The following is a 14,923-nucleotide window of genomic DNA, read 5'->3' as shown; positions in this document are numbered from 1 at the left end:
CCCTGCGTCTAACCGGCGAGGGTGCTGCTCGGGACTGAAAGTGGCTCTCCCCGCCAAATGGCCGGCGAGGAGAGCCACTTTCATGTTGTCTGCCGGGTGTCAGGTCGTCAGCCAGGTGCGCATCGCCTGCTCGCTCTCCACGATCCGCGTCAGCGACACGTATTCGCCCTGCTGGTGCGCCAGGTTGGGGTCGCCGGGGCCGTAGTTGACGGCAGGCACGCCGAGCGCGGAGAAGCGCGCCACGTCCGTCCAGCCGAGCTTGGCCCTCGGGGTGCCGCCCACGGCGGCGGTGAACGCGGCGGCCACCGGGTGCGTCAGGCCGGGCCGCGCCCCGGGCGCCGCGTCGACGAAGCGGACCTCGTACCCGTCGAAGACGTCGCGCACGTGCTCCTGCGCCTGCTCGATCGTGAGGTCGGGGGCGAAACGGTAGTTGACGGTGACCACGCACTCGTCGGGGATCACGTTGCCGGCGACGCCGCCGCGGACGCCGACGGCGTTGAGCCCCTCGTGGTACTCCAGCCCGTCGACCACCGGCAGCCGCGCCTCGTACGCGTTGAGCCTGGCCAGGATCGGCTCGGCGCGGTGGATGGCGTTGATGCCGTACCACGACCTGGCGCTGTGGGAGCGCTTGCCGGGCACGACGACGTCGGCGCGCAGCGTGCCCTGGCAGCCGCCCTCGATGACGCCGTCGGTGGGCTCCATCAGCACCGCGAAGTCGGCGGCGAGCCAGTCGGGGTGGTCGCGGGCGACGCGGGTGAGGCCGTTGCGGTCGGCCTCGATCTCCTCGCAGTCGTAGAAGACGTACGTGACGTCGCGCACGGGGGCGGGCACCGTGGCGGCCAGCTTGAGCGCGACGGCCACCCCGGCCTTCATGTCGGACGTGCCGCACCCGTACAGGAGGTCGCCGTCGACGCGGCTGGGCAGGTTGGCGGCGACGGGGACGGTGTCGAGGTGGCCGGCGATCAGCACCCGCTCGGCGTGGCCGAGCTCGGTGCGGGCGACGACGGTCTGCCCGGACCGGTCGACCTTCAGGTGGGGCAGCGCGGTCAGCGCCTGCTCGACCTGGGCCGCGAGGGCCTGTTCGGCGCCGCTCACCGACTCGACGTCGACGATGCGGGCGGTCAGTGTGCGTACGTCCTGGGTGAGGTCGAGCATCAGGTGTTCACTCCGTGTTCGCGCAGCACGTCGTTGAGCGCTGCCTTGTCGTGCCGCTGCCCCGGCTCCAGACGCTTGAGCACGAGCACGCACGGCAGGCCGAACGTGCCACCGGGGAACTCCTTCTGACGGGTGCCGCCCACGGCCACGCACCAGTCGGGGACGCGGCCGCGGCCGAGCTCCTCGCCGGTGTGGACGTCGATGACGGGCATGGAGGCCGACAGGATCGTGCCCGCTCCGACGACCGCGCCGCGGCCCACCCGGGCCCCTTCGACGATCATCGCGCGGCTGCCGATCAGCGCCTCGTCCTCGACCACGACCGGGACGGCGTTCGGGGGCTCCAGCACGCCGCCGATGCCGACGCCGCCCGACAGGTGGACGTCGCGGCCGATCTGCGCGCACGAGCCGACCGTGGCCCAGGTGTCGACCATGGTTCCGGAGTCCACGTACGCGCCGATGTTGGTGAACGACGGCATGAGCACCACGCCCGGAGCCAGGTAGGAGCCCCAGCGTGCGATCGCGCCCGGCACCACCCGCACGCCGTCGAAGGTGCTCTTGAGCGGCACCCGGTCGTGGTGCTGGAAGTCGCCCACCTGGGACCTGGCCATGCCGAGCACCTTGAAGCTCAGCAGGATCGCCCGTTTGGCCCGCTCGTCGACCGCCACCAGGCCGTCGCCGGTCACCTGGGCGACGCGGGCCTTGCCGGTGTCGAGCAGGTCCACGGCGGCGACCACCGCGTGGCGCGCCTCCGCGTCAGCAGCCGACAACTCCGCACGACGCTCCCACAGCTCGTCGATCACCGCCGGCAACGGTGACATGGTGCTCACGTCTGTCATGGCCACGGAGCCTATCTGGCCGGGTAGGTTCTTCTGCGTGCACCTGCGCTTCTCCCGCGGCGTCGTCACCATCGCGGTGATCGTCGTCGTCCTGGCCGTGGCCATCTCGTTCGGCCTCTACCAGCTGCTCAAGCGGGCCAAGCCGCTGGCCGTCACGGAGCCGGGCTGCGTCGCGCTCACCAAGGACCAGGTCGCCCTCAGCCTGGACGTCGAGCAGGCGCAGATCGCCGCCACGATCGCGGCCGTCGCGGCGCGGCGCAAGCTGCCCGAGAGGGCGGTGGTGATCGCCTACGCGACCGCGCTGCAGGAGTCGAAGCTCTTCAACGTCAACTACGGCGACCGCGACTCGGTGGGCGTCTTCCAGCAGCGCGAGTCGCAGGGCTGGGGCACCAAGAAGCAGATCATGGACCCTGTTTACTCGGCCAACAAGTTCTTCGCCGCGCTGGCCAAGGTCAAGGGCTACCGCAAGATGCCGATCGCCGACGCGGCCCAGGCGGTGCAGCGCTCGGCCGCCGGCTACGCCTACGCCCAGCACGAGCACGACGCCCGCATCCTCGCCGCGGCGTTCACCGGCAGGCTGCCCAGGGCTGTGCACTGCGTCTATCCGTCGGACCCCGGCGTCACGCAGGCGGCCCGCAAGGCGCGGACCCGGGAGGCGCGCCGCCAGCTCACCCGGGCGCTCGGCAGCGCCGCCGTCACCAGTGAGAAGCGCGGGTGGCTGATCGCCGCCTGGTCGGTGGCCCACGCGCAGGAGTATGGCCTGAGCCAGGTCGCCTATAGCGGGGCCACCTGGGTCAACGACGTCGAGACGACCGGCTGGAAGGAAGGCGGCAAGGCGGGGGCCAGGCAGGTCGAGCTCGCCTAGGTGGCGCGGCTGACGATCGAGATGGAGCCGGGCGGGAGCGGCTGGGCGTAGGAGGCGGTCCACGCCTGGCCCTGGATGCGCTCGAAGGAGAGCAGGCGGCCGTCGGTGGCGCGGTAGTCGGCGAAGTCGAGCAGGCCCCGGTCGGGGGCGCCGGTGTTGCCTTCGGAGCGGAAGGCGGCGGTGCCGCGCTCCAGCGGGTGGAACTCGACGTCGTCCATGACCAGCGAGCTGCGGGCGGGGACCATGCCCTGGGTCGGCACTCCGGTCCAGAGCAGCACTTCCAGGAAGGGCGGGTCGCCGGCGGCCGGGCCCTGGCGCATCTCGACGGACAGCCACTGGACGCGCCGGGCGGCGTCGCGCAGCCGGTATTCGATCCACTGCTGGCCCTGCCAGGACAGGTGCATCGCGCCGAGCACGCGGGCGGGAGCCCCGTACACCTCGATCTTGTCGCCGACCTTGATGGTGCGCGGGTCGGTGTAGTCGGCACCGGCATGCGCGGGCTCGCTGACCGGCGCCGGCAGCGGGGGCTCGACGGGAGCGGCCTCGACCGGTGGCGCTGTCGTGCGGCCTTTCCTGTCCTGGCGGAGGGTGGCCAGGAAGGCCCCCAGAAGGAGGAGGACGGTGGCGATGCTCAGCCCGAGGACGACCACGGAGGTCATGCTCATCGTTCGGCTCGCTCCACTCGCGGTTCGCCTAGGCAAACGACCGATATCTATTTGTGCTCGCGGATGTCACCCCCGGGAAGGGGCGCTTGCGGGGCGATCCTACTGGAGGCGGCGCACCGCCGCACCGATCCGTTCGTCAGTGGCCGTGAGCGCGATGCGCACGTGCCGCTCACCTGCTGATCCATAGAATTCGCCCGGCGCGACCAATATGCCGATTTCGGAAAGCTTGCTTACCTGGTCCCAGGAGTTCTGCCCGTTAGTGGCCCAGAAGTACAGCCCTGCCGTCGAATGGTCGATCCGCCATCCGGCCGCCTCCAGCGCGGGCCGCAGCGCCGCCCGCCGGGCCGCGTAGAGCTCGCGCTGCGCGTCGGCGTGCGCGTCGTCGCCGAGCGCCACCGTCATCGCCGCCTGCACCGGCTGGGGCATCAGCATGCCGGCGTGCTTGCGGATCTCCAGCAGCCTCTTGACCAGGACGGGATCGCCCGTCACGAACCCGGCGCGGTAGCCGGCCAGATTGGAGCGCTTGGACAGCGAGTGCACCGCCAGCAGCCCCTCGTGCGAGCCGCCGCAGACGTCGGGGTGCAGGATCGAGACCGGCCGGTCCTCCCAGCCCAGCTCGATGTAGCACTCGTCGGACGCCACGACCGCGCCGCGCTCGCGCGCCCACGCCACCACCTTGCGCAGGTGCTCGACAGGCAGCACCTTGCCGGTGGGGTTGCCGGGCGAGTTGACCCAGACCAGGTCTGCGCGCTCCGGCCCAAGCTTCAGCAGCCCGTCGGCGGCCGTCGCCTCGGCCCCGGCCAGCCGCGCGCCCACGTCGTAGGTGGGGTAGGCCAGCTCGGGGAAGACCACCCGCCTGGCGCCCAGGTAGGTCGGCAGCCAGGCCACGAACTCCTTGGAGCCGATCAGCGGCAGCACGTCCTGCTCGCCCACGCTGACGCCGTGCCTGCGGCGCAGCCAGCCGGCCGCGGCCTCGCGCAGCGCCTTCGTGCCGTGCGTGAAGGGATAGCCGGGGCTGTTCGCCGCCCCGGCGAGCGCGTCACGGACGAGTGCGGGCACCGGGTCGACGGGCGTGCCGACCGACAGGTCGACGATGCCGTCGGGATGGGCGCGGGCGCGTTCCTTGTACGGCTCCAGCCGGTCCCAGGGAAAGTCGGGCAGGTTGTTCACGTTTCTCCTTGGTCGGGCGCCGTACATGCGGGAACGACCCGCGGGCAGAGCACCCGCGGGCGTGCCTGCGCCCGCTATCCCTCGGCCTGCGGCGGCAGGGCCGCCACCACCGGGTGGTCCTTCTCGATCTTGCCGACCTTGGAGGCGCCACCGGGCGAGCCCAGGTCCTCGAAGAAGTCGACGTTGGCCTTGTAGAAGTCCTTCCACTGCTCGGGAAGGTCGTCCTCGTAGAAAATCGCCTCGACCGGGCACACAGGCTCACACGCGCCGCAGTCCACGCACTCGTCGGGGTGGATGTAAAGCATGCGCTCGCCCTCGTAGATGCAATCGACGGGGCACTCCTCGATGCACGCCTTGTCCAGGACGTCCACGCAAGGCTGCGCGATGACGTAGGTCACCTCGAGCTCCTTCTTCTCCGCACCATTCCGCACCATGGCATGACTCTGACCGCGGTTTGCTAGGCCCTAGTATTGCCGTGCCCGGACCCCGGCTGAAACGGAGGGTGGCAAACTCGTGGCCGCTCGCCTCGTCATCACTATCTCAGCCGCGGACATCGGCGCACGGATCACCACACGCCGGAAGGTGCCCGGAGGGTTCCGCGACGCCGTGGGAATCCTCGAATCGTGGGAGGGCGGCGTGCTGCGCGTCCGCAAGCGCGACGGCACCCTGGTGGAGATTTCCGAGGAAACGCTGGTGGCCGGGCGCGTCGTTCCCGCCGCGCCTCCTCGACCCGGGCGGAAGTAACCGTAAGTATTCAGCTTGTGACCGTACGTACCTGCGCCGCCGCAGTAGCCATCCTCGCCAGCGCCGGATGCGGCGCGTCGTCCACCCAAGAAGCCGCCCCGACGGGGCCGCCGGTCAACGCCAGGGCCGCCTCCATGAAGGAGGGCTTCACCAGCATGGAGCGCCTGGCCCAGGCCGCCAAGCAGGAGGGCACGCTGCACGTGATCGCGCTGCCCCGCGACTGGGTCAACTACGGCGAGATCATCGACACGTTCGCCGACAAGTACGGCATCGAGGTCAAGGAACTGGAGCCCGGGGCCAACAGCAAGCGCTCGCTGGACGCCGCCGCACAGCTCAAACCCGACGTGTTCGACCTGACGATGGACGTGGCCGTGGCCAACGCGCACCGGTTCGCGCCGTACAAGGTGCAGGGCTGGCTCGACCTGCCCGACCACGTGAAGGACCCGCGCGGCGCCTGGTACGCCGCCTACGGGGGCTACATGTCGCTCGGGTACGACCCGCGTGCCGTGCCCGCCCCCGCGTCGTTCAGCGACCTGCTCAAGCCCGGCTACAAGGTGGCGCTCGACGGCGACCCGCTGCGCTCGGCCGCGGCGTTCAAGGGCGTGATGGCGGCGTCGCTGCAGGGCGGCATGCCGCAGCCCAAGCGCGCCGTCGACCTGTTCGGCAGGCTCAAGCAGGCCGGGCAGCTCACCGACCCGGCCCACGCGAACGTGATCGTCGACTGGGACCACCTCAACGCCGCCCGCTCCGCCCAGGACGCCACCTCCTGGAAGGTGACGATCCCGCGCGGCGCCGAACTGGGCGCCTACCACGTACAGGCGATCAACAAGGACGCCCCGCACCCGGCCACCGCCCGGCTGTGGCAGGAGTTCCTCTTCTCCGACGAGGGCCAGAACCTGTTCCAGAAGGGGTACGCCAGGCCGGCGCGCGGCGAGGCCATGCTGATGAAGGGCACGCTCGACACCGAGCAGGCGGCCAAGCTGCCGGTCGCCCCCGGGCCGCCCGTGCTGCTGACCATCCCGCAGACGGACGCCGCCAAGGCGTACCTGAGGAAGGAGTGGGCGCGCAGCGTGGGATGAGCCTGAAGTGACCTGATATGTCGTAGCGACAATTGGCTCTAAAGTGAACGGACAGCACGGCCACGGGGGCCCGATGTCTGACGAATGAGAGCTGATCGGCTTGCGATACGACACACCGAGCGTGGAGCGGTGGAACAGTCGCGCCTACGACAGCAGCTTCGGCTACGTGTCCACGCAGGGCGCGCCGCTCGTGGACCTGCTCGACCCCCAACCGGGCGAACGGGTTCTCGACCTCGGCTGCGGCACCGGGGTGCTGACCGCGCAGATCGCCTTCCGCGGCGCCGAGGTGCTCGGCATCGACGGCTCCGCCGCCATGATCGAGAAGGCCATCGCGCAGTACCCCGGCATGAACTTCATCGTCGGCGACGGCCACGACTTCACCGTGGCCAGGCCGTACGACGCCGTCTTCTCCAACGCCGCGCTCCACTGGATGAGCCGCGAGCCCTCCGCCGTCATCGCCAGCGTGCGCGAAGCCCTCACCCCCGGCGGGCGCTTCGTCGCCGAGATGGGCGGCTCCGGCAACTGCGCCGAGCTCACCGCCGCGATGCTCACCGCCTGGCGCGAGCACGGCCTGCGCGAGCCCGAACTGCCGTGGTACTTCCCCACCCCCGCCGAGTACGCCCGCCGCCTGGAGCAGGAAGGCTTCGTCGTGCGGCTGCTGGAGTACTTCGACCGGCCCACCCCGCTCGACGAATGCCCGCGCGGGGCCGCCGACTGGGTGCGCATGTTCGCCGCCTCGGCGCTCGACGGGCTGCCCCAGGACCTCGTGGAACCCCTGCTCCAGCGGGTGAACGAGCTCGCCGCGCCCGCCCTTCGCAGGGAGAGCGGCTGGATGGCCGACTACGTGCGCCTACGGTTTGCCGCCGTTCGACGCTGATGCGTAGTGCATGATGCGTAGGGCTGTTTTGCCGGACTATGGTCTGTTCCGTGGGCGACGACGATGGCACCGCTACAAGACGGCGGCGTGAGGGGCTGGTGAACGGAACGGGATGAACTTCTGCCTGAGCGACCTCGTACCACCGTTGAGGTGGAGCGACTCGTCCACGATCACGCTGCTCACCGGGCAGCCGGACCTGCCGGACGCCTGGTGGCGCAGCCTGCCCATGCCCCGGGTGCTCGCCGCCATCGGACCGGAATCGCTCGGCGAACTCCTCACCGAGATCGCCCTGGAGCACTGGCCCGCCGCCGCCGTGGGCGACATCCTGCCCGCGCTGCACGTGCTCGACCCCGACGAGGCGGACGAACCGCACGTCGCGATCGCGCTCGACCGCGCGGGGTCGTGGCCGGGGCTGCTGGCGCTCACCGGGCGCGAGCTGGCCGACCAGCCGTTCATCCAGGCCCGGCCCGTGCTCGGCACCCTCTTCTCGGCCGCACTCCACCGGCTGGCCCCGGGCGCCGGCGCCTGGGCCGGCCCCGGGTCCGGTGCGGTCACCCTCGACGACGAGCGCGAACTCCCCGCCACGCCCCTCCCCGCCGTCGCGAGCGAACGTCCCGAGAACGATGAGCCCGAGGACGCCGCCCCCGCCGAGGACGCGGCGCCCGCTGTGGAGGCCGCAGCCGCGCCCCTCGCCGCGGACAGCGCGCCCCAGGAGCTCCCGCGCCCCGCCGCCGAGGGCGGGCGTCCGGATGGGGAGGAGGAGCGCGCAGACGCCACCTCCCCCGAGGAGCGTGAGGACGGCACCGCCGCTGGGGAGCGTGAGGACGCCGCCGACGACGAGCGCGAGCACGCCGCCGCCGAGGAGCACGAGGACGCGGCTCCCGTGGAGGAGCGCGCGGCCGCGCTTTTCGCCGCGGACGGCGCGCCCCAGGAGGCCCCGCACCCCGCCGCCGAGGGTGACCGTTCCGAAGAGGACGAACGCCAGGACGCCGCCTCCGCCGAAGAGGCCGGAGACGCGGCCCTCGCGGAGGAGCACGAGGACGCGGCCCCCGCCGACGACGACGAGCGCGAGCACGAGGATGCCGCCGCCGACGAGGAGCACGCCGCGGATGAGCCCGCTGGGGCCTTCGCTGCGCAGGCCGGCTGGGGTGAGGGGGCCGAGGAGGCGGGCGGCCAGGACTCCGCCGGGGAAGGGTCGGCGCAGGCGGGTGAGCTGCCTGAGCTGATCGAGGCGGCGTTCGCCGGGCTGGACGACAAGAGCTGGGCCGTCGCGCAGAACCGGGTGTTCACCGACCAGCCGTCGGCCGTGGACCAGCTGGCGAAGCTGTTCGCGGTGCCGCCGGCGGAGATCTCCGCCACGGAGGAGCGGCTCTGGGCGAAGCTGGACAGTTGGCTGGCCAGCGAGGAGGCGGCGCCGTACCGGGCGCATCTGGACGAGCTGCGCAGGACGATCGGCCCGGCGGCGCCGAAGGAGCGGCTGATCGACGCGGCCGACTGGCACGGGGTGGAGATCCGCGCGCTGGAGGTGCCCGCGTGGCAGTTCGTGCTGGCGACGCTGCCGCCGCGCCCGCCGGCTCCACCACCCGGACCGCCGGCGCCGCCCGTCCCTCAGGCACCTCCGGCGCCCCCGGCCCCGTCGGCGTTCACGCCGAAGCCGGCCCCGGCGCCGTTGCAGCCGCCGACGCCGCTCGGGTCTCTCGGGCCGCTGGGGGCGCTGCCGCCGGGGTTCGTGCCGCCGGATCCGGTGCCGTCCCAGTTCCAGGCGTTCGCCCCGGCCGTGCCGGTGCCGGGGGACGGCAACGGGAACTCGGGCGAGCACGGCAAGCCGTACCAGCCGTTGAAGGACGTGTCGCAGACCCGCCGCTGCTTCCGCCAGCCGGACGGGCGCTGGTGGCTACGGATCGACGTGACGGCCGAGCAGCTCGCCGGAGGCGAGTGCGCGCTGCCGACCGGGTTCGCCTCCTACCTGGGGCTGTCACCGGGTGAGAGCAGGACGGTCAGGAGCGCGGCGGGTGAGCTGACGATGACCTGGCACGGCAGGCCGGTGCTGGAGTCGATCGAGCGGCTGCTGGTGGACGTGGGCGCCAAGGAGGGCGGCCACCTGTTCCTGACGCTGTCGGACGAGGGCGTGCTGCGTGCCCGGCACCTGCCGGTGGCCGCGCAGGGCGCCGAGAAGATCACCAAGGCGTTGCGCCTGGTCGGATACACGGCTCCGGGCGGCACGCGGGAGCAGGCGGCCCGGGTGATCGCGACGCGGATCGGGATGACCGGCCCGGTGGGGCTGCCCGAGCTGCTCACCAGGCTCCGTGAGCGCGGGGACCGCGACCTGCTCGGCCTTCTGGACTGAGCCGTGCCGCGGCTCGCGATCGGCCCTGAGTCCCCCAGGGAGCTCAGCGCACTGGCCCAGCCGGTGCGCAGGGACGCCGTGGTCGCGTTGCGGCGGTTCCTGCTGAACGTGGCGGGCGCGCCGCATCCCGAGCGGGTGCGGGGCGGCCGGGACGCGCGGGTCGCGACGCTGCGGCTGGCCGAGGGGCTGCGCGGGGTGGTGGTGCGGCAGCGGGACGTCTACTGGCTGCGCACGGTGCTGCCGGACGCGGACGCCTGGTCGTTCGCGCAGCGGCATCGTTACGGCGTCAACCCGGTGATCGGCGTGGTCGAGGAGTGGGACGCGCAGGCGCTGGAGCGGGTGGAGCCGGCGTTACGCCGGTCTGCGGGGGCTTCGCGGCTGTTCGAGCGGATCTGTGATGGTGATCTGCTGGCGCTGGGCATCGACGCGCGGGCGCTGCCTCTGGTGCGGCTCGTGACGACCGAGGCGGACCTGGAGGCGCTGGAGCCGCTGCTTCCGCCGACGCAGTATCTGCCGCTGGCGGTGCTGGCCAGGGGCGGCACGCTGACGGAGGCGTGGCGGGAGCTGGACGGCTGCCGCGCGCTGGCGGAGCCGGAGGAGCCGGTCGATCCGGAGGATCTGCACGCGGCGCTGCTGCGCAGCCCGGACCGGGCGGCGTTCGCGGCGGACAAGTCGGAGCTGGACCAGGTGCTGACGGCGCCGGAGTGGTGCACGTACGTGCATCCGCCGCAGCACCGGCTGGCCAGGGCGGCGCGTTACGAGCGTCCGGTGCTGGTGGTGGGCGGGGCGGGCACCGGCAAGACGGTGGTGGCGCTGCACCGGGCGGCGCATCTGGCGGCGCACGGGCGCGGGCCGGTGCTGCTGGTGACGTTCTCGCAGGGGCTGGCGGAGGACCTGGCGACGCGGCTGGACCTGCTCGTGCGGGACGTGGCGTTGCGCAAGCGGATCGACGTGGACAATCCGGAACGGCTGGCGATGCGCATCGTGGGCCTGGCGGAGGGGCGTCGTCCGGCGCTGGTCGGGCCGGGCGCGCGGAGCATGGCCGAGCTGACCGAGGAGGCGCTGCGGCTGCTGGCCAGGACGACGGGCGACGTGCTCGACGAGCTGGAGCCGGGGCGCAAACCGTACCGTCACATCGTGGTGGACGAGGGGCAGGACGTGAGCCCGGCGCAGTGGCGGCTGCTGCGCGCGGCTGCGCCGCGCGCGCACGACGACCTGTTCGTCGTCGGGGACCCGCACCAGCGGGTGACCGACACGCGGGTGGCGCTGGGCGCGGTGGGCATCCCGGCCGAGTCGCACGAGCTTCGGCTGTCGCACCGGCTCTCGCGCGAGACGCTGGCGTTCGCGGTGCGGGTGCGTGGCGGCGGTCCGGCCGATGGGCTGGTCAAGGGCATGTCGGCGATGTACGGTTTCCGCGGCTCGCACTTCGGTGCGCGGCCGGTGGTGCGGGCCTTCGAGTCGCCCGAGGCGGAGCTGTCCGGATTGGAGAGCGTGATCGCTGCCTGGCTGGATGACGGCGTGCCGGCGGACCGGATCGCCGTGGGCGCGCGCGGCCCGGAGCAGGTGCGCGCGGCCCGGCGGGCGTTGCGGGACGTGCCGGTGCGGGTGTCGGCGTTCGCGCATCTGAAGGGCCTGGAGTTCGACCGGGTGGCGCTGATCGGGGTGGCCGAGGGCGTCGTCCCCGAGCGTCCGCCCGACGATCCGGGGGCCCGGGCCAGGGCGTTGCAGCGGGAGCGGAGCATGCTGTTCGTCGCGTGCACGCGTGCCCGATCATTGCTCTACATATCCCATTCCGGAAGAGGTAGCCCCTTTCTGTCCTTCTGATCACATAGTCTGAACTGCGGATATCTTCCCTTTGCCGGTTGGACCCCAATGAACCTCAGCCTGAGTGACCTCGCGCCACCCCTGCGCTGGACCTCCCCTGGCCAGATCGCGCCGATCGCGGAAGAGCCCCAGCTGCCCGAGGCGTGGTGGCAGGCGATCCCGCTCGACCGCGTGTGCGCCATCGCCGGCACGCAGGCCGTCGCGTCCCGGCTCGCCGACCTGTCCGTGGCCTTCTGGGGACACCTGCTCCTGGGCGACATCCTTCCCCTGCTGCGCTTCTCCGACCCGGCCGAGGCCGAGCGGACCCCGGAGATGCTCGGCAAGGACGTGGTGCAGAAGCTGTACGGGGGCGTCTTCGACCGGCTGCTCGAACCCGCCGCCGTCGCGCCCGTGCCGGCCCGCCAGGACAAGCCGCTGCCCGAGCTGATCGACGCCCTGTTCGGCGCGCTGGACGACCGCCAGCAGGCTATCGCGCGCGACCGGCTGTACGCGGCCGACCGGGCCACGCTGGACGAGCTGGCGCAGCGCTTCTCGGTCACCAGGGAACGGATCCGGCAGATCGAACGCGACCTGCGCGACCACGTCGAAGCCTGGCTGGCCGGGCCGGACGCCGCCGCGCTGGTCGCCCACGTCGCCTGGCTGCGCGGCCGGCTCGGCTCGGCCGTGCCCGCCGACGACCTGGCCGCCGCCGTGCCGTGGCACCGCGGCGACCTGCGCACGCTGGGCATCCCCGCCTGGCGGTTCGTGCGCACGCTGCTGACCGGCTACGAGCAGGCCGACGGGTGGCTGGTCGCGGGCGGCGCCGACGAGCTGCGCGAGAAGACCAGGCAGCTGTTCGCCGACGGCCCGCACCCGCTGGGCGAGGCCGTAGCCATGGTCACCCAGCTCGGCGTCCGCGAGGACGTGGCCGAGCGCTGGATCCTCGCCGTGCCGCAACTGCGCGTGCTCGACCAGCACGTGGTGCCGTGGCCGCGCAGCATCAACGAGAAGGCCGAGGCGGTGCTGGCCGTGGCCGGGCGCCCGCTGACGCCTGAGGAGATCCAGGAGCGCATCGGCGAGGACTACAGCCTGGTCGGCATCCGCAACCAGCTCACCGCCGACGAGCGCTTCCGCCGCGTCGACAGGAACAAGTACGGCCTGACCCGCTGGGGCGGCGACGAGTACCTGGGCATCCGGGAGATGATCGCCCGGGAGATCGAGCGGGCCGGCGGCGAGGCGTCGGTCAGCACGATCGTCACCAACCTCACCTCCCGCTACGACGTCAGCGAGAGCTCGGTGCGCGCCTACTCGGGCGGCCCGGGGTTCGAGCGGACCCAGCGCGGCTGGATCCGCGTCGCGGGCACCTCGCCCACCGGGGAGTCGGAGCCGTACCAGCCGCGCAAGGACGTCTCCGAGACGCGGCGCAGCTTCCGCAGCCGCGACGGCCGCTGGTGGCACCGGGTGGACGTGAACGCCGAGCACCTGCGCGGCTCGGGGTCGCCGCTGCCGACCGGGTTCGCCGCCTACCTGGGGATGGCGCCCGGCGGGCAGCTCACCGCGTCCACGGCGACCGGCGACGTGGTGATCAGCTGGCACAACCAGCCGACGATGGGGTCGATCCGCAACGTGCTGGCCGACTTCAAGGCGAGCGAGGGCGACCACGTCTTCCTGACCGTCTCCGACGGCGGCGAGCTGCTGACCCGTCACCTGCCGGCGGCGGCCACCGCGATGCCGCCGCTGAACCGGGCCCTCTACCTGATCGGCTACACCGCGCCCGTCAGCTCCGAGGCCGAGGGGCTGCGCCTGATCGGCGCGCGCATCGGCCTGCCGGAGACGGCGACACGCGAGGAGGTGCTCGCCAGGCTGCGGGAGCGCGGCGACCGCGACATCCTCGGCTACCTGGGCGGCTAGCATCGGGGGATGCTGCGGATCTACGACACGCGTGCCAGGCAGGTCGAGGAGATCGAGCGATCCCGCGCCCTGCGCATGTACACCTGCGGGCCGACCGTCTACCGGTCGGCCCACGTCGGCAACCTGCGCTCCTACCTGCTGTCCGACCTGATCAGGCGGGTGCTGGAGCGGCAGCGGGTGCGCATGGTCGTCTGCCAGAACATCACCGACGTCGGCCACGTGACGGACGACAGCGCCGCCGACACCGGTGAGGACAAGGTCCGCATGCAGGCGCGGGCCGAGGGGCGCTCCCCCGCCGAGCTGGCGCGCGCGTACGAGGAGGAGTTCCGCCGCGACACGCTGGCGCTCAACCTGCGCCCGCCGGAGCACACGCCGCGCGCCTCCGAGACGATCGAGCCGATGGTCGAGCTGGTGGCCAAGCTGATCGAGCGGGGACACGCGTACACGGTCCCGGACGGATCGGTGTTCTTCGACGTACGGACCTTCCCCTCCTACGGGGAGATCTCGGGCAACCGGCTGGAGGATCTGCAGCCCGCCCACCGCATCGAGGCCGTCGACCCGCGCAAGCGCTTCCACGCCGACTGGGCGCTGTGGAAGCCCGCCGAGGGCGACCTGTCGTGGGAGGCGCCCTGGGGGGCCGGGTTCCCCGGCTGGCATCTGGAGTGCTCGGCCATGTCGCTGCGGTTCCTCGGCGAGCGCGTCGACCTCCACACCGGCGGCATCGACCTGCGCTTCCCGCATCACGAGGACGAGCGCGCCCAGTCCGGCGCGGCGACCGGGCACGAGGTGGTCAAGCACTGGGTGCACGGCGAGCACCTGCTGTTCGACGGGCGCAAGATGGCCAAGTCGAGCGGCAACGTGGTGCTGCTGTCCGACGTGACCGAGGCCGGGCTCGACCCGCTGGCGGTGCGGCTGGCGTTCCTGGAGCACCGCTACCGCCAGCAGATGAACCTCACCTGGGACACCCTGCGGGCCGCCGACCGCACGCTGCGCCGCTGGCGGACCCGGGTGGCCGAGTGGTCGGAGTCGCCCAGCTCGCCCATGGCCGCGCACTACGTGCAGCGGGTCGAGGCGGCCTTCGACGACGACCTCGACACGCCGTCGGCGCTGCGGCTGATGCGCGAGCTGGAGCGCGACCCCGAGGTGGCTCCCGGGGCCAAGTTCGAGTCGTTCCTGCACCTGGACCAGGTGCTGGCGCTGGACCTGTCGACGCAGATCGGCAGGGCCCCGGCGGCGCTGCCTGGGGGCGCGGCCGAGCTGCTGGAGCAGCGCTCGCGGGCGCGCGAGGCGCGCGACTGGGCGGCGGCCGACCGGCTGCGCGACGAGCTGGCCGAGCTGGGGGTCAGGGTGTCGGACACCCCGGACGGCCAGAGCTGGGGCTGAGCCCGGCCGCCTGAGCCGCCTGGTCCGCTTGACCCGCCTGATCCGCTGCCCAGCCGCCCCGCCGTACGCAGTGCGGCGGGGCGGGTGG

13 protein-coding genes are annotated in these 14,923 nt (G+C 72.6%); 8 read left to right on the top strand and 5 right to left on the bottom strand.

What is annotated here, in order from left to right; translation table 11 throughout:
* Positions 1–99 precede the first annotated feature (99 nt).
* Positions 100–1,155 (bottom strand): succinyl-diaminopimelate desuccinylase, encoded by a 1,056-nt coding sequence (dapE, locus tag KME80_RS13075; RefSeq protein WP_219504759.1) that lies wholly within the window; start codon positions 1,153–1,155, stop codon positions 100–102.
* Positions 1,155–1,991 carry a 2,3,4,5-tetrahydropyridine-2,6-dicarboxylate N-succinyltransferase gene (locus tag KME80_RS13070; protein ID WP_219504757.1) on the bottom strand — a complete coding sequence of 279 codons (837 nt, stop codon included), beginning with the start codon at positions 1,989–1,991 and terminating at the stop codon, positions 1,155–1,157. Before KME80_RS13070 ends, dapE begins: the two co-directional genes overlap by 1 nt.
* 37 nt (positions 1,992–2,028) lie before the next feature.
* On the opposite strand from KME80_RS13070, the gene KME80_RS13065 reads away from it, so the two are divergent.
* On the top strand, positions 2,029–2,856 hold the full coding sequence (locus KME80_RS13065) for a hypothetical protein (protein ID WP_308125731.1): 828 nt from the start codon (positions 2,029–2,031) through the stop codon (positions 2,854–2,856).
* On the opposite strand, the gene KME80_RS13060 is transcribed toward KME80_RS13065, so the two are convergent.
* The 3 genes from KME80_RS13060 to fdxA form a co-directional block, all read right to left on the bottom strand.
* Positions 2,853–3,521: a DUF4178 domain-containing protein gene (locus tag KME80_RS13060; RefSeq protein WP_246644764.1), complete on the bottom strand. Its 669-nt coding sequence runs from the start codon at positions 3,519–3,521 to the stop codon at positions 2,853–2,855. The two genes, KME80_RS13065 and KME80_RS13060, sit on opposite strands and share 4 nt — an antisense overlap.
* Before the next feature lie 99 nt (positions 3,522–3,620).
* Positions 3,621–4,691: a succinyldiaminopimelate transaminase gene (gene dapC / locus KME80_RS13055; RefSeq protein ID WP_219504755.1), complete on the bottom strand. Its 1,071-nt coding sequence runs from the start codon at positions 4,689–4,691 to the stop codon at positions 3,621–3,623.
* Positions 4,692–4,765: 74 nt separating this feature from the next.
* Positions 4,766–5,089, bottom strand: coding sequence for a ferredoxin (gene fdxA / locus KME80_RS13050; protein WP_219504899.1), 324 nt, complete (start codon positions 5,087–5,089; stop codon positions 4,766–4,768).
* A gap of 115 nt (positions 5,090–5,204) precedes the next feature.
* Between fdxA and KME80_RS13045 the strand changes: the two genes are divergently transcribed.
* The 7 genes from KME80_RS13045 (at position 5,205) to cysS (ending at position 14,835) form a co-directional block, all read left to right on the top strand.
* Positions 5,205–5,435, top strand: coding sequence for a putative acetyltransferase (locus KME80_RS13045; protein ID WP_219504753.1), 231 nt, complete (start codon positions 5,205–5,207; stop codon positions 5,433–5,435).
* Between the two features lie 17 nt (positions 5,436–5,452).
* On the top strand, positions 5,453–6,514 hold the full coding sequence (locus tag KME80_RS13040; protein ID WP_219504751.1) for an ABC transporter substrate-binding protein: 1,062 nt from the start codon (positions 5,453–5,455) through the stop codon (positions 6,512–6,514).
* Between the two features lie 100 nt (positions 6,515–6,614).
* Complete coding sequence (locus KME80_RS13035) at positions 6,615–7,391, top strand: class I SAM-dependent methyltransferase (protein WP_219504750.1); 777 nt, start codon at positions 6,615–6,617, stop codon at positions 7,389–7,391.
* 145 nt (positions 7,392–7,536) lie between these two features.
* Complete coding sequence (locus KME80_RS13030; RefSeq protein WP_219504748.1) at positions 7,537–9,738, top strand: hypothetical protein; 2,202 nt, start codon at positions 7,537–7,539, stop codon at positions 9,736–9,738.
* Positions 9,739–9,741: 3 nt separating this feature from the next.
* A complete protein-coding gene (locus KME80_RS13025; RefSeq protein WP_219504746.1) occupies positions 9,742–11,562 on the top strand; it encodes a UvrD-helicase domain-containing protein in 1,821 nt (606 codons plus the stop codon).
* Between the two features lie 48 nt (positions 11,563–11,610).
* Positions 11,611–13,452 carry a sigma factor-like helix-turn-helix DNA-binding protein gene (locus KME80_RS13020; protein ID WP_219504743.1) on the top strand — a complete coding sequence of 614 codons (1,842 nt, stop codon included), beginning with the start codon at positions 11,611–11,613 and terminating at the stop codon, positions 13,450–13,452.
* Positions 13,453–13,461: 9 nt separating this feature from the next.
* A complete protein-coding gene (gene cysS / locus KME80_RS13015; RefSeq protein WP_219504741.1) occupies positions 13,462–14,835 on the top strand; it encodes a cysteine--tRNA ligase in 1,374 nt (457 codons plus the stop codon).
* The last annotated feature ends 88 nt before the right edge of the window (positions 14,836–14,923 follow it).

This window comes from Nonomuraea ceibae, assembly GCF_019396325.1.
Lineage (GTDB): Bacteria > Actinomycetota > Actinomycetes > Streptosporangiales > Streptosporangiaceae > Nonomuraea > Nonomuraea ceibae.
Note: the sequence above shows the minus strand (reverse complement) of the source record. Positions and strands in the feature narration are given on the sequence as shown.